The sequence below is a fragment of the Streptomyces sp. NPDC020996 genome (assembly GCF_040641355.1).
In the GTDB taxonomy this organism is placed as follows: Bacteria; Actinomycetota; Actinomycetes; order Streptomycetales; family Streptomycetaceae; genus Streptomyces.
This window is the reverse complement of record NZ_JBFADM010000050.1, coordinates 30,598-54,469: the sequence shown is the minus strand read 5'-3', so window position 1 is coordinate 54,469 and position 23,872 is coordinate 30,598. Positions and strand designations below refer to the sequence as shown.

Genomic DNA, 23,872 nt, shown 5'->3' with positions numbered 1-23,872 from the left:
CGGCCCGGGAAGATCGGGTTCCCGTCCCGCCTCTCTCTGTGCGCCGGCTGTTCGAACACCGGCGCATCGCGCGGAACGTTACCGTATCGCGATCAGATGACCACTTCGACGCCCTCGCCGGGTGCTTTACCTGACACCCGTTCGGATTCCAGCGCCTGCTGAAGGATGATCACCGCGGCCGCCTGGTCGATGACGGCCCGGCCCTTCTTGGACTTCACCCCGGAGGCGCGCAGTCCCTGACCGGCCGTCACCGTCGTCATGCGTTCATCGACGAGTCTGACCGGAACGGGCGCGATCATGCGCGCCAGTTCCTGGGCGAAGCCGCGGACCTTGACGGCCGCCGGCCCCTCGCCCCCCTTGAGGGATCGCGGGAGGCCGACGACGACCTCGATCGGCTCGTACTCCTCCACCAGTTGCCGCAGCCGACGGTGCGCCGCGGGAACGTCCCGGCCGGGGACGGTCTCCACGGGGGTGGCGAGGATCCCCTCGGGGTCGCACGAGGCGACCCCGATGCGGGCGTCCCCGACGTCGATCGCGAGTCGGCGGCCCCTGCGCATCGCCGGACTCACTTGGCGGTTTCCGCCACGAGTCGCTCGACCGCGTCGACGGCCTCGCCGATCGCGGCCGGGTTCTGGCCGCCGCCCTGGGCGACGTCCGGCTTGCCGCCACCGCCGCCGCCGAGCGTCTTGGCGGCGGCGCGGACCAGGTCGCCGGCCTTGAGGCCCCGCTCGCGGGCGGCCTCGTTGGTGGCGATGACCGTGAGCGGCTTGCCGTTGTTCACCGTGAACAGGGCGACCACGGCGGCCCGTCCGCCCTGGATGCGGCCGCGCACGTCGAGGACCAGCTTGCGCAGGTCGTCGGGGGTGGTGCCGTCCGGGACCTGCCCGGTGACGACGGCGACCCCGCGGACGTCCTTGGCGGACTCGGCGAGACCGGCGGCGGCCTGGAGCACCTTCTCGGCGCGGAACTTCTCGATCTCCTTCTCGGCGTCCTTCAGCTTGCCGAGCATGGCGGAGACCTTCTCCGGCAGCTCCTCCGGCCGGCCCTTGAGCAGCTCGGTCAGCTGGTTGACGACCGTGTGCTCACGGGCGAGGAAGCTGTAGGCGTCGACGCCTACCAGAGCCTCGATGCGGCGCACACCGGAGCCGATGGAGGACTCGCCGAGCAGCTTCACCAGGCCCAGCTGGGCGGTGTTGTGCACGTGCGTGCCGCCGCACAGCTCCTTGGAGAAGTCGCCGATGGTCACCACGCGGACCCGCTCGCCGTACTTCTCGCCGAACTCGGCGATGGCACCCTGCTTCTTGGCCTCGTCGATGCCCATGACGTCGGCGCGGACGTCGAGGTCGCGGGCGAGCACCTCGTTGATCTTCTGTTCGACGTCGGTCATCACGGCCGTCGGGACGGCGGACGGCGAGCCGAAGTCGAAGCGGAAGCGGCCGGGCTGGTTCTCGGAACCGGCCTGGGCGGCCGTCGGACCGAGGGCGTCGCGCAGGGCCTGGTGGGTGAGATGGGTGGCCGAGTGGGCGCGGGCGATGGCCTTGCGGCGGCGGTCGTCGATGGCGGCGTGCGCCTTGGCGCCCACCGTCACCTCGCCGACCTGGACGACGCCCTTGTGGACGTAGACGCCCGGCACCGGCTTCTGGCAGTCGCGGACCTCGATGACGGCGCCGGAGTCGACCTTGATGCGGCCGGTGTCGCCGATCTGGCCACCGCCCTCGGCGTAGAACGGGGTGCGGTCGAGGACGATCTCGACCTCGTCGCCCTCGGTGGCGGCCGGGGAGGACAGGCCGTCGACGAGGATGCCGACGACCGTGGACTCGCCCTCGGTGTCGGTGTAGCCGATGAACTCGGTCGCACCGGCGGTGTCGGCGATCTCGCGGTAGGCGCCGAGGTCGGCGTGGCCGGTCTTCTTGGCCTGGGCGTCGGCCTTGGCGCGCTCCCGCTGCTCCTTCATCAGGCGGCGGAAGCCGTCCTCGTCCACGGTGAGGCCCTGCTCGGCGGCCATCTCCAGGGTGAGGTCGATCGGGAAGCCCCAGGTGTCGTGGAGCAGGAATGCCTTGTCGCCGGGCAGCACGGTCTGGCCGGCCGCCTTGGTCTCGGTGACGGCCGTGTCGAGGATGTTGGTGCCGGCCTTCAGCGTCTTGAGGAAGGCGTTCTCCTCGGCGAGGGCGACCTTCTCGATGCGCTCGCGGTCGGTGACCAGCTCCGGGTACTGCTGCCCCATCATGCCGATGACGACGTCGATGAGGTCCCTGACGACCGGGCCGGTGGCGCCGAGCAGGCGCATGTTGCGGATGGCGCGGCGCATGATGCGGCGCAGGACGTAGCCGCGGCCCTCGTTGCCGGGGGTGACGCCGTCGCCGATGAGCATGGTGGCGGTGCGCATGTGGTCGGTGACCACGCGCAGGGAGACGTCCGAGTCGTGGGCGTCGCCGTAGGCCACGCCGGTCAGCTCGGTGGCCTTGGCGATCACGGCCATGGAGGTGTCGATCTCGTACATGTTCTGCACGCCCTGCAGAATCATGGCGAGCCGCTCCAGGCCGAGGCCCGTGTCGATATTCTTGCTCGGCAGGTCGCCGAGGATCTCGAAGTTGTCCTTGCCGGTGCCCTCGCCGCGCTCGTACTGCATGAAGACGAGGTTCCAGATCTCCACGTACCGCTCGTCGTTGACGGCGGGACCGCCCTCGGCGCCGAACTCGGGGCCGCGGTCGTAGTTGATCTCGGAGCAGGGACCGCACGGGCCGGGGACGCCCATGGACCAGAAGTTGTCCTTCATGCCCAGGCGCTGGATGCGCTCCTTGGGCACGCCGACGGCCTCGTGCCAGATCCGCTCGGCCTCGTCGTCGTCCTGGTAGACGGTGATCCAGAGCTTCTCCGGCTCCAGGCCGTAACCGCCCTTGTCCTGGGGCGTGGTGAGCAGCTCCCAGGCGAGCTTGATGGCGCCTTCCTTGAAGTAGTCGCCGAAGGAGAAGTTGCCGCACATCTGGAAGAAGGTGCCGTGCCGCGTGGTCTTGCCGACCTCTTCGATGTCGGGCGTGCGCACGCACTTCTGCACGCTGGTGGCGCGCGGGAAGGGCGGCTTGACCTCACCCAGGAAGTAGGGCTTGAAGGGAACCATGCCGGCCGGGACGAGGAGCAGAGTCGGGTCGTCCGCGATGAGCGACGCCGAAGGGACGACGGTGTGCCCGCGCTCCTCGAAGAAGCTCAGCCAGCGGCGGCGAATCTCGGCCGACTCCATCAGTGGTCCTCATTCCGGTTGTACGAGTACGTCTGGTACGTCGTGTCGTCGACGTACTTCGGGTTGCTGCGGTTCTCGATGGCGGGGTACCGCCGGGGCGCGGGCAGTTCGGGATTCGCGTCGATCCCGAGCGCGTCGCCCAGTTCGGCCTCCCGCTGCGCCATGTTGTCGCGGACGTCGAGCGCGAAGCCGACCGCGCGGTCCTTGATGCGCTGGCCCGCGTCGAGCGCCTTGTTGGCCGCGGCCACGGCGAGGCTCTCCGGGGTCAGCTGCTTCAGCTTGCGGTTGACCTTGGTGGTGGCCCACACCCCGGCGGCCACGCCTGTGGTGAACCAGAACGTACGGCGGAACATCCCTGACCTAGTCCTCTTTTCCGCGGAGGTTCTCACGGAGGTTCTCACGGAGCTTCTCACGGAGGTCCTCGCGGAGGTTTCGTCCGCCCCGCCGCGCGGCAGGGACGGTGCGGCCCACGATCACGGTACGCCTCGACGTCCTGGCGGGCACGTCCTCCTTGCCGCCGCCCAGGGCCCGGCGCACGCCGTAGCCGAAGGCCGCGACCTTGACCAGGGGGCCGCCGAAGGTGGAGGCGACGGTGGTCGACAGTGCCGAGGCGTTCGCCGTGACCTCCTGGACGTCGGAGGCGATCGCGTCGACCCGGTCGATCTGGGTCTGCGCGGAACGCACCGCCGCGGAGGCGTCGGCCAGCAGCGGGACCGCCTGATCGGTCACGTCCGCCACGAGCTTGGTGGTCGCCTTCAGCGTCTGGGCCAGCCTCACCAGCGCGACGGCGAGGAAGGAGACCAGGATCGCCCAGAAGACGGCCACCAGGATCCCGGCCACCTCGCCACCGGACACCGTGTGCACCTGCTCCCTGAAACGTGCCTGAACAACGGGAAAGTCGTACCGAGCCTATCGCGCCGGGGGCGCCGCTCCGTACCGGTTTCCCGCTCGCGGGCGGGCAAGTTGTGCGGCGTCCTGCGGCCCGCGGGCGGGCGGGCCCGTGGGACGCGGGAAACCGCGGGCGAGCGGGCCCGTGAGACGCGGGAAACCGCGGGCGGGCGGGCCCGTGAGACGCAGGAACCCGCCGCCCCGCCCACCCGGAGAGGTGGCGAGACGGCGGGCTGAGGTGTGCTACGGCCTGCCGGTGATCAGCGGGCGTAGTACTCGACGACGAGCTGCTCGTCGCAGATCACCGGGATCTCCTTGCGGTTCGGCTCGCGGTCCAGGCGGAACGCCAGGGCCTTGAGGTTCACCTGGAGGTAGCGCGGGGTCTCGCCGTCGGGGGCGAAGCCGCCCTCGCGGGCGATCGCGAAGAGGGTCTTCTCGCGGCTGCGCTCGCGGACCATCACGACGTCGTCGGGACGGACGCGGAACGAGGGCTTGTCGACCTTCTGGCCGTTGACCTCGATGTGGCCGTGGACGACCATCTGGCGGGCCTGGTAGATGGTGCGGGCGATGCCCGAACGCAGGACCAGGGCGTCGAGACGGCGCTCGAGCTCGATGATCAGGGCCTCACCGGTCTTGCCCTGAACCTTGGAGGCACGCTCGTAGGCGCGGACGAGCTGACGCTCGGACACGTCGTACTGCGCGCGCAGACGCTGCTTCTCGAGCAGACGGACCTTGTAGTCCGAGTTCTGCTTGCGGCCACGGCCGTGCTCACCCGGCGGGTAGGGGCGGGCCTCGAAGTACTTGACGGCCTTCGGGGTCAGCGCGATACCGAGGGCACGCGACTTCTTGACCTTGGGGCGGGACTGGTTCGCCACTGTCTCTCTTTTCCTGGTGTTCGGCTTGTCAGAGTCGGGGGAGGTCGCATCCGCAGCCGGGGAATCCCGTCGGGTCCGCGCGGGACCTTGCGGGCAGCCGCTCCCCTGGTCTGGGCACTATGTGCAGCACGCGAGTGGCCCACCGACCCTCCCGGGATCCCGGGTGGTGGTGGGCTGCCCGCGACACCGTTCGACGGTGCGCGACGCTCCTGGAGTCCGCCCCCGAAGGACCGGGGCTCCGGCTGACTGTCCCGCTCTGACTGCGCGGGACTCAGCACTACGGCGAAGTCTACAGGGTGCTCAGGGCCGCTTCCGACCCAGGTGCTTGCGGGTCCACTCCACCGCGTCGGCGTAGCGCGCCTCGGCGCCGTGGCGGGTCGGGGTGTAGTACTCGCGGTCCTTGAGCGCGTCCGGGGCGTACTGCTGCTGGGCGATGCCCTCGGGCAGGTCGTGCGGGTACACGTAGCCCTGCGCGTGCCCCAGCTCGGTGGCGCCCTTGTAGTGACCGTCGCGCAGATGGCGGGGCACCGGGCCCGCCAGCCCCTTGCGTACGTCGCCCAGGGCGGCGCCGATCGCGGTCGTCGCGGAGTTGGACTTGGGGGCCAGGGCGAGGGCGATGGTGGCGTGGCTGAGGGTGAGGGCGGCCTCGGGGAAGCCGATCATGGCGACGGCCTGGGCGGCGGCGACCGCGATCGGCAGGGCGTTGGGGTCGGCCAGGCCGATGTCCTCGCTCGCGGAGATCATCAGTCGGCGGGCGATGAAACGGGGGTCCTCGCCGGCCTCGATCATGCGGGCGAGGTAGTGCAGCGCCGCGTCGACGTCGGAGCCGCGGATGGACTTGATCAGGGCGCTGGCGACGTCGTAGTGCTGGTCGCCGTCACGGTCGTACTTCACCGCCGCCCGGTCGACCGTCTCCTCCAGGGTCCGCAGGCCGATCTCCGTCTCGCCCTTGTCGAGCGCGGCCCCGGCGGCGGCCTCCAACGCGGTCAGGGCGCGGCGGGCGTCGCCGCCGGCGACGCGCAGCAGGTGCTCCTCGGTGTCCTCGGGCAGGGCGACGGCGCCCTTCAGGCCGCGCTCGTCGCCGACGGCGCGCCGCAGCAGGCCGCGCAGGTCGTCGTCGGTGAGCGGTTCGAGGGTCAGCAGCAGGGAGCGGGACAGCAACGGGGAGATCACGGAGAAGTACGGGTTCTCGGTGGTCGCCGCGATCAGCGTCACCCAGCGGTTCTCGACCGCGGGCAGCAGGGAGTCCTGCTGGGCCTTGGAGAAGCGGTGGATCTCGTCGAGGAAGAGGACGGTCTCCTTGCCGTAGCCGCCGGTGGCGCGGCGGGCGCCGTCGATGACCGCGCGGACCTCCTTGACGCCCGCGGTGATGGCCGACAGCTCCACGAAGCGCTTGTCGGTGGCCTTGGAGACGACGTAGGCCAGGGTCGTCTTGCCGGTGCCGGGCGGACCCCAGAGGATCACCGAGGAGGGGCCGGCGGGGCCCACCCGTCGCCCGCCGCCGCCCTTGCCGGAGGGGCCTGCGGCCCCGCCCCTCTGGCCTGCGCCCTCGCCGACCAGTCTGCGCAGCGGCGAGCCCGGCTTCAGCAGGTGCTGCTGGCCGACCACCTCGTCGAGGGTGCGCGGACGCATCCGCACGGCCAGGGGGCTAGCTGCCGGATCCTTCTCCTGGCGTTCTTCTGCTGCGGCGGTGAACAGGTCGGGCTCCACGTCCCAAACCCTAAATCACCGCACCGACAATCCCTCCGGGCCCGTCAGCTGGTCCAGAAGTCCCACCAGCGGGTCAGGATCAGCATGCCGATGATGCCGATGTGCAGCACGGGCAGGACCCAGGTGAACTCGCCGAAGAAGCTCTTGAGCCACTTCGGTGCGGGCAGGAAGCCGTTGCGCACGTTGAACGAGGTCACGTACCAGAACATGATGATCGTCGCGACCCAGGCCAGGTTGCACCACAGGCACAGCGCGTTGATGCGGTACAGCGACTGGAACATCAGCCAGGCGCAGAAGCCGACGCCGAAGAGGGTGCCGGCGTTGAAGGTGAGCCAGTACCAGCGCGGGAAGCGGGCGCGGGCGAGCAGGCTCATGGCGACGCAGATGACGATGCCGTAGCAGACCAGGCCGAGCATCGGGTTGGGGAACCCGAAGGCGGCGGCCTGCTTGCTCTCCATGACGCTGCCGCAGGAGACGACCGGGTTGAGGCTGCAGCCGGGGGTGAAGGTCTTGCCCTCGACCTTGGCCTCGAGCAGCTTGAACTTGTCGATCGTGATGACCCACGAGGCGAGCAGGCCGGCCGCGCCGGTGATCAGCAGCAGAATGGCGAACGCACGGCTGCCGCCCACCGTCCGCGGTCCCGCCGCGGTGCGCTCCGCCGGCGGCTCGGGCTCGGGCTCCGTGGAGACGTCCTTGACTGTCGTCTTGCTCATCACGCCGATTCCGTCTGCTCGGGGACTGGACCTTCTTCGGGCAGGGCCATTGTGCCGTACCACGCGCCCCGTCCACCGTTCGGTGCACATAAGGAAGTCCGCTCGCGGGGCCTGAACGATCGGTTCCGGCCGATGTCGCACGGCGTGCGGCGGTCACCGCCGGAATCATCCGCACGAACGAACCGGCACCCGCGGAGTTGACGTCCGCGGGTGCCGCCGTCGTGCCGGTGCCGGTCGTGCCGGTACTAGCCGAGCCTCGACTCCAGCTCGGCCACGATCTCGTTGACCCCGACCGCCGCCTGCTCGCCGGACTCCATGTCCTTGAGCTGGACGACGCCCTCGGCGAGGTCGCGTTCCCCGGCGACGATCGTGTAGCGGGCGCCGCTGCGGTTGGCGTTCTTCATCGCGCCCTTGAGGCCCTTGTGGCCGTAGGAGAAGTCGGCGGCGATGCCGACCTTGCGCAGCTCGGTGACCTTGCCGAACAGCACGCGGCGGGCGTCCTCGCCGAGCGGGACGGCGAACACGCTGGTGGTGGAGGGCAGCGCGAGTTCCACGCCCTCGGCCTCCAGGGCGAGCACGGTGCGGTCGACGCCGAGGGCCCAGCCGACGGACGGCAGGGCGGGGCCGCCGATCATCTCCGACAGGCCGTCGTAGCGGCCGCCGCCGCCCACCGCGGACTGCGAGCCGAGACCGTCGTGGACGAACTCGAAGGTGGTGCGCGTGTAGTAGTCCAGGCCGCGCACCAGCTTGGGGTCGTCCTCGAAGGCCACGCCCGCGGCGGTGATCAGCTCGCGGACCTCCTCTTGGTACGCCTTGCAGGCGTCGCAGAGGTAGTCGCGCAGCAGCGGGGCGTCCGTCAGCTGCTTCTGGACGTCCGGGCGCTTGTCGTCCAGGACGCGCAGCGGGTTGATCTCCGCGCGGCGCAGGGTGTCCTCGTCGAGGTCCAGTCCGCGCAGGAAGTCCTGCAGCGCGGCCCGGTACACCGGCCGGCACTCCTTGTCGCCCAGGCTGTTGAGCAGGATGCGGAAGTCGCTCAGGCCCAGCGAGCGGTACGCCTGGTCGGCGAGGATGATCAGCTCGGCGTCCAGTGCCGGGTCCTCGGCGCCGATCGCCTCGGCGCCGACCTGGGAGAAGTGCCGGTAGCGGCCCTTCTGCGGGCGCTCGTAGCGGTAGTACGAGCCGGAGTACCAGAGCTTGACCGGGAGGTTGCCCGCCTTGTGCAGGTTCGCCTCCAGCGCGGCACGCAGCACGGAGGCCGTGCCCTCGGGACGCAGGGCGAGCTTGTCGCCGCCCTTGGTCTCGAAGGCGTACATCTCCTTGGTCACGATGTCGGTCGACTCTCCGACACCGCGGGCGAACAGCTCCACGCTCTCGAAGCCGGGCGTCTCGATGTATCCGTAACCGGCGCCGCGCAGGGGCGCGGCGATCGCCTCGCGGACGGCCAGGTACTTGGCGCTGTCCGGCGGGATCAGGTCGTACGTGCCCTTGGGGGCCTTGAAGGTGCTCACGGAGTTCTCGTCACATTCCTCGTCGGGGAGCGGGCCGCGCACTGTGTCCCTGGCGGTCTGCGGCCACCTGCCGCAGGTACGGGTTGGTGGCGCGCTCCTGGCCGATGGTCGTCTGGGGGCCGTGGCCGGACAGCACCACGGTCGAGTCGTCGAGCGGCAGGCACACGCGGGCCAGCGAGTCGAGCATCTCGGCCATGTCGCCGCCGGGCAGGTCGGTGCGTCCGATGGAGCCGGCGAAGAGCAGGTCGCCCGAGAAGAAGACCTGCGGGACGTCCGCGGTCTCGGGCATCCGGAAGGTCACCGACCCCTTGGTATGGCCCGGCGCGTGCGCGACGGAGAACTCCATCCCCGCGAGCGCCAGTTCCGCGCCGTCGGCCAGCTCCCTGACGTCGTCCGGCTCCCCCACCGTCAGCTCGCCCATCAGCGGCATCCCGATGGAACGGCCGAGCGCCTTCTCGGGGTCGCTCATCATGTAGCGGTCCGCGGGGTGGATCCAGGCGGGCACGTCGTGCGCGCCGCACACCGGGACGACCGAGGCCACGTGGTCGATGTGGCCGTGGGTGAGGACGACGGCGACGGGCTTGAGCCGATGCTTCTTCAGCGCTTCCTCGACTCCTTGGGCGGCCTGGTGGCCCGGGTCGATGATCACGCACTCCTCACCGGCGGCGGGGGCGACGAGGTAACAGTTCGTCCCCCAGGCACCGGCGGGGAACCCGGCAATGAGCACGATCGTCCTTCGTTTGTGTCGGTACGGGGGCGCTTTTCGGTGGTCGCGCCTGTCGTCGAAGCCTACCGGCGCTGCCGAATCCTCAGCGAACCCATATACGGTACGGGGCACACGCAGGCGGTCGGCTCACCAGACGCACGCGTCCCAGTCGGCGTACGAGACGCATGAGGAGATAACCCCGTGGTCACCCAGGAACAGCGAAAGCGGCAGCTCGCGCGGGAGAAGTTCTTGCGGCAGCAGCAGCGGCGCACGGAAGCGCGACGCAAGGCGCGCGTCCGCAACTCCGTGATCGCGTCGGTGCTCGGCGTCGTCGTCATCGGCAGCCTGGCGCTGTACACGACCGGGGTCCTGAAGAACGACGACAAGTCCGACGCGAGCTCCGAGGCCAGCCCGAGCGCCTCGGCGCCCAGCAAGGCGCCGGACCCGTGCGAGAAGGCGGCCAAGGGGTCGGTGGAGAAGCTGAGCTGGAAGAAGGAGCCGGCCATGACCATCGACGAGTCGGCGAAGTACACGATGAAGCTGGCCACGACGTGCGGCGAGATCGACATCGCGCTGAAGGCGTCGGCGGCCCCGCACACCGTGAATTCCTTCGACTTCCTGGCCGGCAAGGGCTACTTCGACCACACGAAGTGCCACCGGCTCACCACCAACGGCATCTACGTGCTGCAGTGCGGCGACCCGACGGGCAGCGGCAGCGGGGGTCCCGGCTACACCATCCCGGACGAGAATCTGAAGGACAAGAGCCTGAAGAACAACGTCTACCCGGCGGGTACGGTCGCGATGGCGAACACCGGGCAGAAGCACACCGGCGGCAGCCAGTTCTTCCTCGTCTACCAGGACAGCCAGCTGCCGCCGAGCTACACCCCGTTCGGTACGGTTTCGTCCTCCGGGATGAAGGTACTGAAGAAAATCGCCGCGGCCGGCGAGAGCACGGGCGCGGGCGACGGGGCCCCGAATGCGACGGTCGTGATCGACAAGGCGACGGTCACGAAATCCTGAGCCATCCCGACCCCGAAGTGCGGAATTTCGGTCGCGCGGGATGCGGACAGGCAACCCGCCGGTCGCCTATGTTGGCCGTGACGAAACTGTGGACGATGCCCGGGGGAGCTGAGACCTCCCGTCGGCATCATGTGGAGGAGGCGCTGTGAGCAGCGACCCGTGGGGCCGCGTCGACGAGACGGGGACCGTGTACGTGCGTACGGCCGACGGCGAGCAGGTCGTCGGTTCCTGGCAGGCGGGCTCCCCCGAGGAGGCGCTGGCCTATTTCGAGCGCAAGTACGAGGGCCTGGTTGTCGAGATCGGCCTCCTCGAGAAGCGAGTGAAGACCACCGACCTGTCCGCGAAGGACGCGCTGGCGGCGATCGAGCACATCCGTGAACAGGTCGACGCCCACCACGCGGTCGGTGATCTGGACGCCCTGCGGACCCGTCTGGACGCCCTCGTCCGGACCGTCGAGGCGCGTCGTGAGGAGCGCAAACAGCAGCGCGCGAAGCAGTCCGACGAGGCTCGGCACGCCAAGGAGGCGCTGGTCGAGGAGGCGGAGCAGCTGGCGCAGTCCGACCAGTGGCGGGCGGCCGGTGAGCGGCTGCGGGCCCTGGTGGACACCTGGAAGGGCCTGCCGCGGCTGGACCGCAAGTCGGACGACGAGCTGTGGCACCGCTTCTCGCACGCCCGGTCGGCGTTCTCCAAGCGCCGCAAGGCCCACTTCGCGTCGCTGGACGCGCAGCGCGAGGAGGCCCGCAGGATCAAGGAGCGGCTGGTCTCCGAGGCCGAGGCGCTGTCCGGGTCGACGGACTGGGGGCCGACGGCCGCCCGCTACCGCGAGCTGATGGCGGATTGGAAGGCGGCGGGCCGCGCCCAGCGCGAGCACGAGGACGACCTGTGGAACCGCTTCCGCGGCGCCCAGGACGTGTTCTTCGCCGCCCGCAGCTCGGTCTTCGCCGAGCGGGACGCCGAGCAGGGCGAGAACCTGAAGCTCAAGGAGGGGCTGGCCGAGGAGGCCGAGAAGCTGCTCCCGGTGACGGATCTGAAGGCCGCCCGCGCCGCCTTCCGCTCCATCAACGAGCGCTGGGAGGCCATCGGTCACGTGCCGCGGGACGCGCGTCCGCGGGTCGAGGGCCGGATGCACGCCGTCGAGCGGGCCATCCAGGAGGCCGAGGACGCCGAGTGGCGCCGGACGAACCCGGAGGCACGCGCGCGAGCCGAGGGCCTCACCGGCCAGCTGCAGGCGGCCGTGGACAAGCTCCGGGGCCAGATCGAGCAGGCACGCGCCCAGGGCAACACGGCCAGGGCCGACAAGCTGGAGCGCGAGCTGGAGGGCCGTCAGGCGCTGCTGGACCAGGCGCTGAAGGGCCTGCAGGAGTTCGGCGGCTGAGCGGCTGGTAAGCACGAAGGGGGCGCCCGCACCAGGTCACCTGGTGCGGGCGCCCCCTCGTGTGCTCACGACGTGCTCTGTCAGGGGGACCTGTCGCTACGACCTGTTGCGGGCCGACGTCACCCGGTACACGTCGTAGACGCCCTCGACGCCCCGTACCGCCTTCAGGACGTGTCCGAGGTGCTTGGGGTCGCCCATCTCGAAGGTGAAGCGGGAGGTGGCGACGCGGTCGCGGGAGGTCTGCACGGCCGCGGAGAGGATGTTGACGTGCTGGTCGGACAGCACGCGGGTGACGTCCGACAGCAGCCTGGAGCGGTCCAGCGCCTCGACCTGGATGGCGACCAGGAAGACCGAGGACTGGGTGGGCGCCCACTCGACGTCGAGGATGCGCTCGGGCTCGCGGGACAGTGACTCCACGTTGACGCAGTCGCTGCGGTGAACCGATACTCCGCTGCCGCGCGTGACGAAACCGATGATCGGGTCGCCCGGTACGGGCGTGCAGCAGCGGGCCAGCTTGACCCACACGTCCTCGACGCCCTTGACGATGACGCCGGGGTCGGCGCTGGAGCGGCGCTTGCGGCTGCGGCTGCGGGCCGGCGGGACCGACTCGTCGATCTCCTCGGTGGCCGCCTCCTCGCCGCCGAGCGCCTGGACGAGCTTCTGCACGATGTTCTGCGCGGAGACGTGGCCCTCGCCGATCGCCGCGTACAGCGCGGAGATGTCGGAGTAGCGCATCTCGTGCGCGAGCGTGACCAGCGAGTCGCCGGTCAGGATGCGCTGGATCGGCAGGTTCTGCTTGCGCATGGCGCGGACGATGGCGTCCTTGCCCTGCTCGATCGCCTCGTCGCGGCGCTCCTTGGAGAACCAGCCCCGGATCTTGTTGCGGGCGCGCGGTGACTTGACGAAGCCGAGCCAGTCGCGGGAGGGACCCGCGCCTGCCGCCTTGGAGGTGAAGACCTCCACCAGGTCGCCGTTGTCGAGCGTCGACTCCAGCGGTACGAGGCGGCCGTTGACCCGTGCTCCTATCGTGCGGTGGCCGACCTCGGTGTGGACGGCGTACGCGAAGTCGACCGGGGTGGCCCCGGCCGGGAGCGCTATGACGTCGCCCTTGGGGGTGAAGACGAAGACCTCGTTGCGGGACAGGTCGAAGCGCAGGGACTCCAGGAACTCGCTGGGGTCCTCGGTCTCCTTCTGCCAGTCCAGCAGCTGCCTCAGCCACGCCATGTCGTTGATGGCGTCCTTGTCCTTGGCGGACGTGCGGGGCGCGTCGGTGCGCACCTTCGATGCGCCGGCGACGGCCTCCTGCTTGTACTTCCAGTGCGCGGCGATGCCGTACTCGGCGCGGCGGTGCATGTCGAACGTGCGGATCTGGAGTTCGACCGGCTTGCCGTTGGGGCCGATCACCGTGGTGTGCAGCGACTGGTACATGTTGAACTTGGGCATCGCGATGTAGTCCTTGAACCGCCCCGGAACCGGGTTCCAGCGGGCGTGGACGGTGCCCAGTGCCGCGTAGCAGTCGCGGACGGTGTCGACGAGGACGCGGATGCCGACCAGGTCGTAGATCTCCGCGAAGTCGCGGCCGCGGACGATCATCTTCTGGTAGACGCTGTAGTAGTGCTTCGGGCGGCCGGTGACGGTCGCCTTGATGCGGGCGGCGCGCAGGTCCTGCTGCACCTCGTCGGTCACTATGGCGAGGTACTCGTCGCGCTTGGGGGCGCGCTCGGCGACCAGGCGGACGATCTCGTCGTACATCTTGGGGTAGAGGATCGCGAAGGCGAGATCCTCCAGCTCCCACTTGATGGTGTTCATGCCCAGGCGGTGGGCGAGCGGCGCGTAGATCTCGAGGGTCTCGCGCGCCTTCTTCTCCTGCTTCTCCCGCTTGAGGTAGCGCATGGTGCGCATGTTGTGCAGGCGGTCGGCGAGCTTGATGACCAGGACGCGGGGGTCCTTGGCCATGGCGACGACCATCTTGCGCACGGTCTCGGCCTGGGCGGCCTCGCCGAACTTGACCTTGTCCAGCTTGGTGACGCCGTCGACGAGGAGGGCGACCTGGTCGCCGAAGTCGCGGCGCAGCTGGTCGAGGCCGTAATCGGTGTCCTCGACGGTGTCGTGCAGCAGGCCCGCCATCAGGGTGGCCGGATCCATGCCCAGCTCGGCGAGGATGGTGGTCACCGCGAGCGGGTGCGTGATGTACGGGTCGCCGCTCTTGCGCTTCTGCCCGCGGTGCCAGCGCTCGGCCACCTGGTAGGCGTTCTCGATCTGGCGGAGCGTGGCCGTCTCGATCTTCGGGTCGTTGCTGCGCACTATCCGCAGCAGCGGCTCCAGCACCGGGTTGTAGGGGTTGGAGCGCTGCACTCCGAGGCGGGCGAGGCGGGCGCGGACGCGGTTGGAGGAGCCGGTGCGAGCGGGCGGGCCGGCGTTCGGGCGGACGGCGGGGGCCGTCTGGGGGCGCTCCGGAGGGGCCGGCTTGGGGCGCGCGTGGTCGGCCGGCTTGTCGACGGGCGTGGCGGCGCCTTCGACCGGCCCGCGGGCGTCGTTCTTCGCGTGCGGCGTGTTCGGCGCGGGCTTGGCCGCGGCCGCCGAGGCGGACTCGGGCTTGGCGGCGGTCAGGTGCTGGGCCTCGTCTGGCAAGAGGACTCCTCGTGCGCGATCCGGGTCCCCCGGTCAGGCTCCGGAGACCCCATGGTAGCGATCCTGGGCCTCAGGATCGCCGTCAGGCCACTGTGAGGGCCGTACACCAGGGAAACGCACGGGGCGGGCGCCGGATTCCTCCGGTGCCCGCCCCGTTGCCCGGAAAGGGTGTTCAGACCACGAGCAGCGCCTCCAGCGGAGCGCTGCCGAGCGCGGGCTCCAGGCGGGTGCGGCCGCCGAGGAAGCCGAGCTCCATCAGCACGGCGAGGCCCGCGACCTCGGCGCCGGCCCTGCGGATGAGCTGGATGGACGCCTCCGCGGTGCCGCCGGTGGCGAGGACGTCGTCGACGATCAGGACGCGGTCCTCGGCGGTGAGGTCCTCGGCGTGCACCTCGATCTCCGCCGAGCCGTACTCCAGCTCGTAGGACTGGGCGAGGGTGGCCCCGGGGAGCTTGCCCGCCTTGCGTACCGGGACGAAGCCCAGGCCGGCCCGGACGGCGACCGGGGCGCCGAGGATGAAGCCGCGGGCCTCCAGGCCGACGACCTTGGTGGCGCCGGTTCCGGAGGCGAACCGGGCGAGGGTGTCGGTGAGCGCCGTGAAGGCCGCCGGGTCCGCCAGAAGCGGGGTGATGTCCTTGAACATCACCCCGGGCTCCGGGTAGTCGGCCACGTCACGGATGCGGCTCAGCAGCAGTTCCTCGATGCCGGTCACCGGCGCTTGCCCGAGGATCGGCCACGGCCCCGGGTGCGGGACGCGGGCTGGTTGCGCGGGCCGACGACCGCCGGGGCGGCGTCCTCGGGCTCGTCGTCGTGGAGCGCGCCGACGTCCTCGGGCTCCAGCGGCTCGCCCTGCGCGGCGGCCTGGGCGCGCTTGGCGAGGACGCGCTTCTTCAGCGCCTTCATCTGCGGCTCGCGCTCCTTGAGGTCGGCGACCAGGGGCGTGGCGATGAAGATCGAGGAGTACGCGCCCGCCGCGAGGCCGACGAACAGCGACAGCGAGATGTCGTTCAGCATGCCCGCGCCGAGGACGCCGCCGCCGATGAACAGCAGGCCCGCGACGGGCAGCAGTGCGACCACCGTGGTGTTGATGGAACGCATCAGGGTGCCGTTGATGGAGCGGTTGGCGATGTCGCTGTAGGTCCAGCGGGTCTGCTTGGTGATGTCCTTCGTCTGCTCCTTGAGGCTGTCGAAGACGACGACCGTGTCGTAGAGCGAGTAACCGAGGATCGTCAGCAGACCGATCACCGTGCCCGGCGTGACCTCGAAGCCGACGAGGGCGTAGATGCCGGTGGTGATGGTGATGTCGTGGACGAGGGCGACGAGCGCCGCGACCGCCATGCGCCACTCGAAGGCGATCGCCAGGTAGATCACCACGAGGATCATGAAGATCGCCAGGCCCTGCCAGGCCTTGTTGGCGATCTGGTCGCCCCAGCTCGGGCCGACCAGGTCGGCGTTGATCTTCTCCGTGTTGACCTTGAGGTCCTTGGCCAGCTGGTCCTTGATGTGGTCCGACTTGTCGGTGTCGATGCCGGCGATCTGGATGCGCAGGCTGCCGTCGCCGAGCTTCTGGACGATGGCGTCGTGACCGGAGGCGTCCTGCGCGAACGTCTCGGTCTGGGCGACGGAGACGCTCATGTTCTTGGGCGTCGTGAAGACCGCGCCGCCCTGGAACTCGATGCCCATGTTCAGGCCGCGCACCGCCAGGCCGAGGACGGCCGTGATGGTGATCAGGATCGAGATGCCGTACCAGAGCTTGCGGTTGCCGACGAAGTCGTAGCCGACCTCGCCGCGGTGCAGTCGGGCGCCGAGGCTGCCGAGCTTGGACATCTCACGCCTCCTTCGGGTCGGCGGGGCGGGCGGGACGACGGGTGCGGCGCAGCGGGGCCTTGGCGCCGAGGGCCTTGGGGTCCAGGCCGGAGAGCTTGTGGCCGCTCGCGAAGAACTTCCGGCGCGCGAGGATCGTCATCAGCGGCTTGGTGAACAGGAAGACGACGACCACGTCGAGCACGGTGGTCAGGCCGAGCGTGAACGCGAAGCCCTGGACCTTGCCGACGGTGACGATGAACAGCACCGCGGCGGCGAGGAACGACACGAAGTCGGAGACCAGGATGGTGCGCCGGGCGCGCGGCCAGGCCCGCTCGACGGCCGGCCGCAGCGAGCGGCCCTCGCGGATCTCGTCGCGGATGCGCTCGAAGAACACGATGAACGAGTCCGCGGTGATGCCGATGGCGACGATCGCGCCGCAGACGGCCGGCAGGTTCAGCGCGAAGCCGATGGCCGGGCCGAGCAGCGTCATGATCACGTACGTGAGGAGCGCGGAGACCAGCAGCGAGGGGATCGCGATGACCGACAGGCCGCGGTAGAAGACCAGCAGGTAGACGACGACCAGGGCGAGGCCGATCGCGCCCGCGATCAGACCGGCGTGCAGCTGCTCGCCGCCGAGCGCGGCGGTCACCGTGGTGACGCTGTCCTCCTTGAAGGTCAGCGGCAGCGCGCCGTACTTCAGCATGTTGGCGAGGCTCTGGGCCTCCTCCTGGCTGAAGTTGCCGGAGATCTCCGCGTTGCCGCCGGTCAGCGCCTCGTTGACGCGGGGGTCGGAGACGACGTTGCCGTCCAGGACGATGGCGAACTGGTTCTGCGGGGGCTGGTTCTTGGCCAGCTTGCCGGTGACGTCGCCGAACTTCTTGGTGCCCTTGGACGTGAAGTCCATGGTGACGGTCCAGCCGGCGGCGGTCTGCGTGTTGAAGACGGCCTGCGCCTTCTTGACGTCGGTGCCGTCCACCTCGGCCGGGCCGAGGATGTACTTCTGCCACTGGCCCGGCGAGGTCTCGCCGCAGGCGACGGTGGGATCGGTGGGCTTGGCGCCCTTGCCGGCCGTGGCGCGGACGGACTTCTTGGTGCAGTCGAGCGCGGCGTACTGCGCTTCGAGCTTGCTGGTGGAGGTGCTGCCGCTCGCGGACGGAGAGGCGCTGGAGGACGCGCTCGCACTCGCACTGGCGCTGGCGCTCGGGGACGAGTCCGCCTTGAGCGCGTCGGTGACGGCGCGGCCCTGGGAGGTGGAGGAGGCCGAGGGAGTGGCCGACGAGGTGGACTTGTCCGTCGCCTTTTCGGTCGCCTTGCCCGAGGCGCTGCTGGAGGCGCTCGGCGACGGGGTGGCCGTGGCGGCGCCACCGGAACTCTCGGTCGCGATCACCGGGCGGAAGTACAGCTTGGCGGTGGTGCCGACCTGCTGCCGTGCCTCCTTGGAGTTCGTGCCCTTGGGGATGTTGACGATGATGTTCTTGTCACCCTGGGTCTGAACCTCGGCCTCCGAGACGCCAAGACCGTTGACACGGCGGTTCATGATCTCCACCGCGGTGTCCATGTTGGTCTTGTTGATCGCGGACTCCTGGCCCGGCTCGGCGACCGCCCGCAGCGTGATGCTCGTGCCGCCGGCCAGGTCGATGCCGAGACGCGGGGTGGTGTGCCCGGAGGCGAACATCCCTGCGGTGAGCGCCACGATGGCGATCAGGATGAGGGCCAGCGAGCGCCATGGTTTGCTCTGGGCGCTCGCGATACGGCCCCTCTTAGGTGCTGCCACCTTCTCGTACTCCCTCTCGGGCCGCCGCGCGCCGGATCTGCGGGCGGGCGGCCATGACATGGTGTCGGGATCCCGTGCGAGCCGCGCATGATCCGGGGCGCGCGGTGCCTGTCCGCGCGCCCCGGGGCACGGCTACTTCGCGTCGGAGTCGCCGTCGGTCTTCTTCGGATCGTCGTCCGACTTCGCCTCGGCGGCCGGAGTCTCGTCGGCCGGCTCCTCGGGCGCGTCCTTCTTGCCGAGGTCGACGGACTTGTCGTCGGAGGCGGCGGCAGCTTCGTCGGCGGAGTCGTCGGTCTCGGTGAGGGAGGAGGCGTCGTCGGGGACGACGTCGGCGTCGGACTTCAGGTCGTGCTCGATGCCGTGCACGATGCGGTTGTACTCGTCGTCGGTGAGGACGGCACCGATGGCGTTCTTCGCGAAGAGGAGCTCGACACCCGGACCGGCGTCGAGGAGGACCGTGTCCTCGTTGACCTCCTTGACCGTCGCGTACATGCCCCCGATGGTGCGGACGCCGCTGCCGGGCTGCATCTCGTTGCGCATCTGCGCGGCCTGCTGCTGCTTGCGCTTGGCCGAGCGGGTCATGAGGAACATGGCCCCGATGAGCACGATGAACGGGAGGAGCATGCCGATGTTATTCACGGGACGGAATTTCCTTCGCACGACCGCGGCGGACAGCGGCCTGTTGGATGGGGGTGTGTATGCCGTCGACAACGGCGGCATCGGCGGAGTCTAAGCGAGTCCCCGCGCAGGGAACAACGCTCAGCATGGCACCTGGGTTCCTGCTCCGGCCAATGCCCGCGCCGTCATGGAGGCGTCACGTCCCGAACAAGTCCTGTTGTCCGTTTCCCACGGTCGACGTGCCGGGCGGGGTGAGGCCGAGATGCGCCCATGCGGCGGGCGTCGCGACCCGTCCGCGCGGGGTGCGGGCGAGCAGTCCCTCCCGTACGAGGAAGGGCTCGGCGACCTCCTCGACGGTCTCCCGCTCCTCCCCCACGGCGACGGCGAGTGTGGACAGGCCGACAGGGCCGCCGCCGAACAGCTTGAGCAGCGCCTCCAGCACCGCGCGGTCGAGGCGGTCGAGGCCGCGGGCGTCGACCTCGTAGACCGCGAGGGCCGCTGCGGCGATGTCCCTGGTGATCAGGCCGTCGGCCTTGACCTGCGCGTAGTCGCGCACGCGGCGCAGCAGGCGGTTGGCGATGCGGGGCGTGCCGCGGGAGCGGCCCGCGATCTCGGCGGCGCCGTCGCCCTCGATCTCGACGTCGAGCAGGCCGGCCGAGCGGTGGATGACGCGCTCGAGTTCGGCGGGCTCGTAGAACTCCATGTGCGCGGTGAAGCCGAAGCGGTCGCGCAGCGGCGGCGGCAGCAGGCCCGCCCGGGTGGTGGCGCCGACCAGGGTGAACGGCGGGAGTTCGAGGGGGATGGCGGTGGCGCCGGGGCCCTTGCCGACGATGACGTCGACGCGGAAGTCCTCCATCGCCATGTACAGCATCTCCTCGGCGGGCCGGGACATGCGGTGGATCTCGTCGAGGAAGAGGACCTCGCCCTCCTGGAGGGAGGACAGGATCGCGGCGAGGTCGCCGGCGTGCTGGATGGCGGGGCCGGAGGTGATGCGGATGGGTGCGCCCATCTCGGCCGCGATGATCATGGAGAGGGTGGTCTTGCCGAGGCCGGGGGCGCCGGACAGCAGCACGTGGTCGGCGGTGGCGCCACGCGCGCGTGCCGCGCGCAGCACGAGGTCGAGCTGTTCGCGGACCTTCTCCTGGCCGATGAACTCGCCCAGGTCCTTGGGGCGCAGGGCGGCCTCGACGGCCTGGTCCTCGCGGTCGGCGACGGAGGCCACCAGCCGCTCGGGGGCGGCGGCGTCGGTCGGGTCGTCCCAGTTCATGTGGTGTGCCTCGGGGTCGGGTCGGTCAGCGGGCTCGGTTCAGGGTCTGCAGGGCGGCCCTCAGCAACCGGCCGACCTGCGGGGCGCCCTCGGCGGCCTCCGCCTGCGGGGTCACGGCGGCCACCGCCTCGTCGGCCTCGCGGGTGGCGTACCCGAGGCCGACCAGCGCGGCGTGCAGCTGGTCGCGCCAGCCGCCGTCGGCCGCCGGGCCGGCGGCCGGGGCGCCGACCGGCTCGCCGAGGCGGTCCTTGAGCTCCAGCAGGAGTTTCTGGGCGCCCTTCTTGCCGATGCCGGGGACGGCGGTGAGCGCCTTCTCGTCGCCGGTGGAGACGGCCCGGCGCAGGGCGTCCGGGGAGTGCACGGCCAGCATCGCCTGGGCGAGGCGGGGGCCGACGCCGCTGGCGGTCTGCAACAGCTCGAAGGTCTGGCGCTCGTCGTCGTCGGCGAAGCCGTACAGGGTGAGCGAGTCCTCGCGGACGACCAGGGAGGTGGCCAGCCTGGCGTGCTGGCCCGCGCGCAGCCCGGAGAGCGTGTTCGGCGTGCACTGGACGGCGATGCCGATCCCGCCCACCTCGACGACCGCGGAGTCGGGGGCGAGGGCGGCGACCGGTCCGCTGACGAAGGCGATCATGCGCTACGGCCTTTCGATGCTCTGGCCGCCTGCAGGGCGACGGCCTGCTGCAGCCGGTTCTGGGCGGGGGCGCGCCAGATGTGGCAGATGGCGAGGGCGAGGGCGTCGGCGGCGTCGGCGGGTCTGGGCGGCGCGTCGAGCCGGAGCAGCCGGGTGACCATGGCGCCGACCTGGGCCTTGTCGGCGCGGCCGGAACCGGTGACGGCTGCCTTGACCTCGCTGGGGGTGTGCAGGGCGACGGGGATGCCGCGGCGGGCGGCGCAGAGCATGGCGACGGCGCTGGCCTGGGCGGTTCCCATCACCGTGCGCACGTTGTGCTGGCTGAACACCCGCTCCACGGCGACGTATTCGGGCCGGTGCAGATCCAGCCATTCTTCGACGCCCTGCTCGATGGCGACCAGGCGGTGCCCCAGATCGGCGTCCGGCGGTGTGCGGACGACGCCGACGGCGACCATGGTGAGCGGCCGGCCCGCGACCCCCTCGACCACGCCGACACCGCACCGGGTCAGTCCGGGGTCCACCCCCAGTACGCGCACGTGCCCTCCCTTCGCCCGCCTGTTCGTGCAGGCTATCGGGTGCCACCGACAACGCGGCGGCCCGACATGAAGGGAGGGCCGTACGAGGTCCACGACGACGGGCGAGGAACGGGCCTCGGCTCAGGCGTCGACCTTCTCCATGATCTCGTCGCTGACGTCGAAGTTGGCGAAGACGTTCTGCACGTCGTCGCTGTCCTCGAGCGCGTCGATCAGCTTGAAGATCTTCTTGGCGCCCTCCTCGTCCAGTTCGACCTGGACGGACGGCACGAAGCTGGACTCGGCGGAGTCGTAGTCGATCCCGGCGTCCTGGAGGGCGGTGCGGACCGCGACCAGGTCGGTGGCCTCGCTGATCACCTCGAAGGACTCGCCAAGGTCGTTGACCTCCTCGGCGCCCGCGTCCAGCACGGCGCCGAGCACGTCGTCCTCGGTCAGCTCGCCCTTGGGGACGATGACGACGCCCTTGCGGCTGAACATGTACGACACGGAGCCCGGGTCCGCCATGGAGCCGCCGTTGCGGGTCATGGCGACGCGGACGTCGGAGGCGGCGCGGTTGCGGTTGTCGGTGAGGCACTCGATGAGCACCGCGACACCGTTCGGGCCGTAGCCCTCGTACATGATCGTCTCGTAGTCGGCGCCGCCGGCCTCGAGTCCACCGCCGCGCTTGATCGCGGAGTCGATGTTCTTGTTCGGCACCGACTGCTTCTTGGCCTTCTGGACGGCGTCGTAGAGCGTCGGGTTGCCGTCGAGGTCGACGCCGCCCATCCGCGCCGCGACCTCGATGTTCTTGATCAGCTTCGCGAAGAGCTTGCCGCGCTTGGCGTCGATCACGGCCTTCTTGTGCTTCGTCGTAGCCCATTTAGAGTGGCCGGACATCTGCCTGTCTCCTTCGCGTAACCATCCACATGACGAACTCCCCCAGGCCTTAAGGGCGCGGGGGGACCCCCCGAGATCCTACAAGGACTCCGCTGCCCGGTTCGCGCGCACCATGTCGACGAAGAGCCCGTGCACGCGGTGGTCGCCGGTCAGTTCCGGGTGGAAGGACGTGGCCAACGCGTTCCCCTGGCGGACGGCGACGATGTGGCCGTCGTGCTCGGCGAGCACCTCGGCCCCGGCCCCGACGGACTCGACCCAGGGGGCGCGGATGAAGACGCCCTCCACGGGGTCCCCCGCGACGCCCTTGACGTCGACCGCCGCCTCGAAGGACTCGTTCTGGCGTCCGAAGGCGTTGCGGCGCACGATCATGTCGATGCCGCCGATGGTCTCCTGGCCGGAGCGCGGGTCGAGGATCTTGTCGGCGAGCATGATCATGCCCGCGCAGGTGCCGTAGACGGGCAGGCCGTCCCGCACGCGGGCGCGCAGGGGCTCCATCACGCCGAAGAGGACGGCCAGCTTGGAGATGGTGGTGGACTCGCCGCCGGGGACGACCAGGCCGTCGACCTCGGCGAGTTCCTCGGGGCGCCGCACCGGCCTGGCCACGGCGTCGGCCGCGGCCAGGGCGATGAGGTGCTCCCGTACGTCGCCCTGGAGGGCCAGGACGCCGATGACGGGGGCCTCGGATGATTCCGGCATGGGACTACCAGCCGCGGTTGGCGTAGCGCTCGGACTCGGGGAGGGTGTCGCAGTTGATGCCGACCATGGCCTCGCCGAGGTTGCGGGACGCGTCCGCGATGATCTTCGGGTCGTCGTAGAAGGTGGTGGCCTTCACGATGGCGGCGGCGCGCTTGGCCGGGTCGCCGGACTTGAAGATGCCGGAGCCGACGAAGACGCCCTCGGCGCCGAGCTGGCGCATCAGGGCGGCGTCGGCGGGGGTGGCCACGCCGCCGGCGGAGAACAGCACGACCGGCAGCTTGCCGAGCTCGGCGACCTCCTTGACGAGCTCGTAGGGGGCGCGCAGCTCCTTCGCGGCGGCGTACAGCTCGTGGTTGTCGTAGCCGCGCAGGCGGGCGATCTCGTTCTTGATCTGGCGCAGGTGGCGGACGGCCTCGACGACGTTGCCGGTGCCGGCCTCGCCCTTGGAGCGGATCATGGCCGCGCCCTCGGCGATGCGGCGCAGGGCCTCGCCGAGGTTGGTGGCGCCGCAGACGAAGGGGGTCGTGAAGGCCCACTTGTCGGAGTGGTTGACCTCGTCTGCCGGGGTGAGCACCTCGGACTCGTCGATGTAGTCGACGCCGAGGGACTGCAGGACCTGGGCCTCGACGAAGTGGCCGATGCGGGACTTGGCCATGACCGGGATCGAGACGGCCTCGATGATGCCCTCGATCATGTCCGGGTCGGACATGCGGGCCACGCCGCCGTCCTTGCGGATGTCGGCCGGGACCCGCTCCAGTGCCATGACGGCGACGGCGCCCGCGTCCTCGGCGATCTTCGCCTGCTCCGGCGTGACGACGTCCATGATCACGCCGCCCTTGAGCTGCTCGGCCATGCCGCGCTTCACGCGGGCGGTGCCGGTCTCGGGGGCCTGGTTTTCGGAGAGCGTGCTGGACACGGGTTTACCTCACTCGGTGAAAGAGGGTTGCTGCGAGCACCGAGGAAACGCGAGTGGACCAGTCCACAGCAAGGGCCAATGGCAAGCCGGT

At 70.4% G+C, this 23,872-nt stretch carries 22 protein-coding genes; 2 read left to right on the top strand and 20 right to left on the bottom strand.

The features are described from left to right. Positions 1 to 92: 92 nt before the first annotated feature. From ruvX to AB0G63_RS28475, 9 genes are all read right to left on the bottom strand, one after another. Positions 93 to 557, bottom strand: coding sequence for a Holliday junction resolvase RuvX (gene ruvX / locus AB0G63_RS28515; RefSeq protein ID WP_360755794.1), 465 nt, complete (start codon positions 555 to 557; stop codon positions 93 to 95). Positions 558 to 565: 8 nt separating this feature from the next. Continuing rightward, positions 566 to 3,238, bottom strand: coding sequence for an alanine--tRNA ligase (gene alaS / locus AB0G63_RS28510; protein ID WP_360755791.1), 2,673 nt, complete (start codon positions 3,236 to 3,238; stop codon positions 566 to 568). Further along, entirely contained in the window at positions 3,238 to 3,591 is a 354-nt protein-coding gene (locus AB0G63_RS28505; RefSeq protein ID WP_360755789.1) for a hypothetical protein, read from the bottom strand. The genes alaS and AB0G63_RS28505 overlap by 1 nt, the downstream gene beginning before the upstream one ends. Before the next feature lie 7 nt (positions 3,592 to 3,598). Continuing rightward, positions 3,599 to 4,102: a DUF948 domain-containing protein gene (locus tag AB0G63_RS28500; RefSeq protein WP_360755786.1), complete on the bottom strand. Its 504-nt coding sequence runs from the start codon at positions 4,100 to 4,102 to the stop codon at positions 3,599 to 3,601. Positions 4,103 to 4,386: 284 nt separating this feature from the next. Continuing rightward, a complete protein-coding gene (rpsD, locus tag AB0G63_RS28495; protein WP_324788627.1) occupies positions 4,387 to 5,001 on the bottom strand; it encodes a 30S ribosomal protein S4 in 615 nt (204 codons plus the stop codon). A 300-nt stretch (positions 5,002 to 5,301) separates the two neighbouring features. Then, positions 5,302 to 6,711 carry a replication-associated recombination protein A gene (locus AB0G63_RS28490; RefSeq protein ID WP_360755784.1) on the bottom strand — a complete coding sequence of 470 codons (1,410 nt, stop codon included), beginning with the start codon at positions 6,709 to 6,711 and terminating at the stop codon, positions 5,302 to 5,304. A 44-nt stretch (positions 6,712 to 6,755) separates the two neighbouring features. Continuing rightward, positions 6,756 to 7,424, bottom strand: a complete 669-nt coding sequence (locus tag AB0G63_RS28485; protein WP_351884455.1) for a vitamin K epoxide reductase family protein — start codon at positions 7,422 to 7,424, stop codon at positions 6,756 to 6,758. 245 nt (positions 7,425 to 7,669) lie between these two features. After that, on the bottom strand, positions 7,670 to 8,932 hold the full coding sequence (gene hisS / locus AB0G63_RS28480; protein ID WP_360755782.1) for a histidine--tRNA ligase: 1,263 nt from the start codon (positions 8,930 to 8,932) through the stop codon (positions 7,670 to 7,672). A 10-nt stretch (positions 8,933 to 8,942) separates the two neighbouring features. Next, entirely contained in the window at positions 8,943 to 9,659 is a 717-nt protein-coding gene (locus AB0G63_RS28475) for an MBL fold metallo-hydrolase (RefSeq protein WP_360755779.1), read from the bottom strand. A 180-nt stretch (positions 9,660 to 9,839) separates the two neighbouring features. On the opposite strand from AB0G63_RS28475, the gene AB0G63_RS28470 reads away from it, so the two are divergent. Further along, the gene (locus AB0G63_RS28470) at positions 9,840 to 10,658 is read left to right on the top strand and encodes a peptidylprolyl isomerase (RefSeq protein ID WP_360755776.1); all 819 of its coding nucleotides are present in this window, start codon (positions 9,840 to 9,842) and stop codon (positions 10,656 to 10,658) included. Between the two features lie 145 nt (positions 10,659 to 10,803). Beyond that, entirely contained in the window at positions 10,804 to 12,033 is a 1,230-nt protein-coding gene (locus AB0G63_RS28465; protein ID WP_360755773.1) for a DUF349 domain-containing protein, read from the top strand. Between the two features lie 96 nt (positions 12,034 to 12,129). Here AB0G63_RS28465 and AB0G63_RS28460 read toward each other — a convergent pair whose 3' ends face one another. The 11 genes from AB0G63_RS28460 to pdxS form a co-directional block, all read right to left on the bottom strand. Then, positions 12,130 to 14,664, bottom strand: coding sequence for a bifunctional (p)ppGpp synthetase/guanosine-3',5'-bis(diphosphate) 3'-pyrophosphohydrolase (locus tag AB0G63_RS28460; protein ID WP_360755770.1), 2,535 nt, complete (start codon positions 14,662 to 14,664; stop codon positions 12,130 to 12,132). Positions 14,665 to 14,836: 172 nt separating this feature from the next. Then, positions 14,837 to 15,376 carry an adenine phosphoribosyltransferase gene (locus AB0G63_RS28455; protein WP_324788635.1) on the bottom strand — a complete coding sequence of 180 codons (540 nt, stop codon included), beginning with the start codon at positions 15,374 to 15,376 and terminating at the stop codon, positions 14,837 to 14,839. Beyond that, positions 15,373 to 16,491: a protein translocase subunit SecF gene (gene secF, locus AB0G63_RS28450; protein WP_360755767.1), complete on the bottom strand. Its 1,119-nt coding sequence runs from the start codon at positions 16,489 to 16,491 to the stop codon at positions 15,373 to 15,375. Before secF ends, AB0G63_RS28455 begins: the two co-directional genes overlap by 4 nt. 1 nt (position 16,492) lies before the next feature. Next, entirely contained in the window at positions 16,493 to 18,244 is a 1,752-nt protein-coding gene (secD, locus tag AB0G63_RS28445) for a protein translocase subunit SecD (RefSeq protein WP_360755764.1), read from the bottom strand. A gap of 132 nt (positions 18,245 to 18,376) precedes the next feature. Beyond that, a complete protein-coding gene (gene yajC, locus AB0G63_RS28440; protein ID WP_360755824.1) occupies positions 18,377 to 18,868 on the bottom strand; it encodes a preprotein translocase subunit YajC in 492 nt (163 codons plus the stop codon). A 190-nt stretch (positions 18,869 to 19,058) separates the two neighbouring features. After that, complete coding sequence (gene ruvB, locus AB0G63_RS28435; RefSeq protein ID WP_360755761.1) at positions 19,059 to 20,129, bottom strand: Holliday junction branch migration DNA helicase RuvB; 1,071 nt, start codon at positions 20,127 to 20,129, stop codon at positions 19,059 to 19,061. 25 nt (positions 20,130 to 20,154) lie between these two features. Next, a complete protein-coding gene (gene ruvA / locus AB0G63_RS28430; protein ID WP_360755759.1) occupies positions 20,155 to 20,760 on the bottom strand; it encodes a Holliday junction branch migration protein RuvA in 606 nt (201 codons plus the stop codon). Next, entirely contained in the window at positions 20,757 to 21,296 is a 540-nt protein-coding gene (ruvC, locus tag AB0G63_RS28425; RefSeq protein ID WP_360755756.1) for a crossover junction endodeoxyribonuclease RuvC, read from the bottom strand. The genes ruvA and ruvC overlap by 4 nt, the downstream gene beginning before the upstream one ends. Positions 21,297 to 21,416: 120 nt before the next feature. Further along, positions 21,417 to 22,169, bottom strand: a complete 753-nt coding sequence (locus AB0G63_RS28420; RefSeq protein ID WP_360755754.1) for a YebC/PmpR family DNA-binding transcriptional regulator — start codon at positions 22,167 to 22,169, stop codon at positions 21,417 to 21,419. Between the two features lie 78 nt (positions 22,170 to 22,247). Continuing rightward, positions 22,248 to 22,865 carry a pyridoxal 5'-phosphate synthase glutaminase subunit PdxT gene (gene pdxT / locus AB0G63_RS28415; protein ID WP_360755751.1) on the bottom strand — a complete coding sequence of 206 codons (618 nt, stop codon included), beginning with the start codon at positions 22,863 to 22,865 and terminating at the stop codon, positions 22,248 to 22,250. A 4-nt stretch (positions 22,866 to 22,869) separates the two neighbouring features. After that, positions 22,870 to 23,781, bottom strand: coding sequence for a pyridoxal 5'-phosphate synthase lyase subunit PdxS (gene pdxS / locus AB0G63_RS28410; protein ID WP_360755749.1), 912 nt, complete (start codon positions 23,779 to 23,781; stop codon positions 22,870 to 22,872). Positions 23,782 to 23,872 lie beyond the last annotated feature (91 nt).

Bases quoted from the DNA above. Each gene is read 5' to 3' on its own strand.
- AB0G63_RS28505 (WP_360755789.1), bottom strand. From the start codon at position 3,591: ATGTTCCGCCGTACGTTCTGGTTCACCACAGGCGTGGCCGCCGGGGTG.
- yajC (WP_360755824.1), bottom strand. From the start codon at position 18,868: ATGCTCCTCCCGTTCATCGTGCTCATCGGGGCCATGTTCCTCATGACC.
- AB0G63_RS28420 (WP_360755754.1), bottom strand. From the start codon at position 22,169: ATGTCCGGCCACTCTAAATGGGCTACGACGAAGCACAAGAAGGCCGTG.
- ruvA (WP_360755759.1), bottom strand. From the start codon at position 20,760: ATGATCGCCTTCGTCAGCGGACCGGTCGCCGCCCTCGCCCCCGACTCC.
- secF (WP_360755767.1), bottom strand. From the start codon at position 16,491: ATGTCCAAGCTCGGCAGCCTCGGCGCCCGACTGCACCGCGGCGAGGTC.
- alaS (WP_360755791.1), bottom strand. From the start codon at position 3,238: ATGGAGTCGGCCGAGATTCGCCGCCGCTGGCTGAGCTTCTTCGAGGAG.
- AB0G63_RS28485 (WP_351884455.1), bottom strand. From the start codon at position 7,424: ATGAGCAAGACGACAGTCAAGGACGTCTCCACGGAGCCCGAGCCCGAG.
- ruvB (WP_360755761.1), bottom strand. From the start codon at position 20,129: ATGAACTGGGACGACCCGACCGACGCCGCCGCCCCCGAGCGGCTGGTG.
- pdxT (WP_360755751.1), bottom strand. From the start codon at position 22,865: ATGCCGGAATCATCCGAGGCCCCCGTCATCGGCGTCCTGGCCCTCCAG.
- ruvX (WP_360755794.1), bottom strand. From the start codon at position 557: ATGCGCAGGGGCCGCCGACTCGCGATCGACGTCGGGGACGCCCGCATC.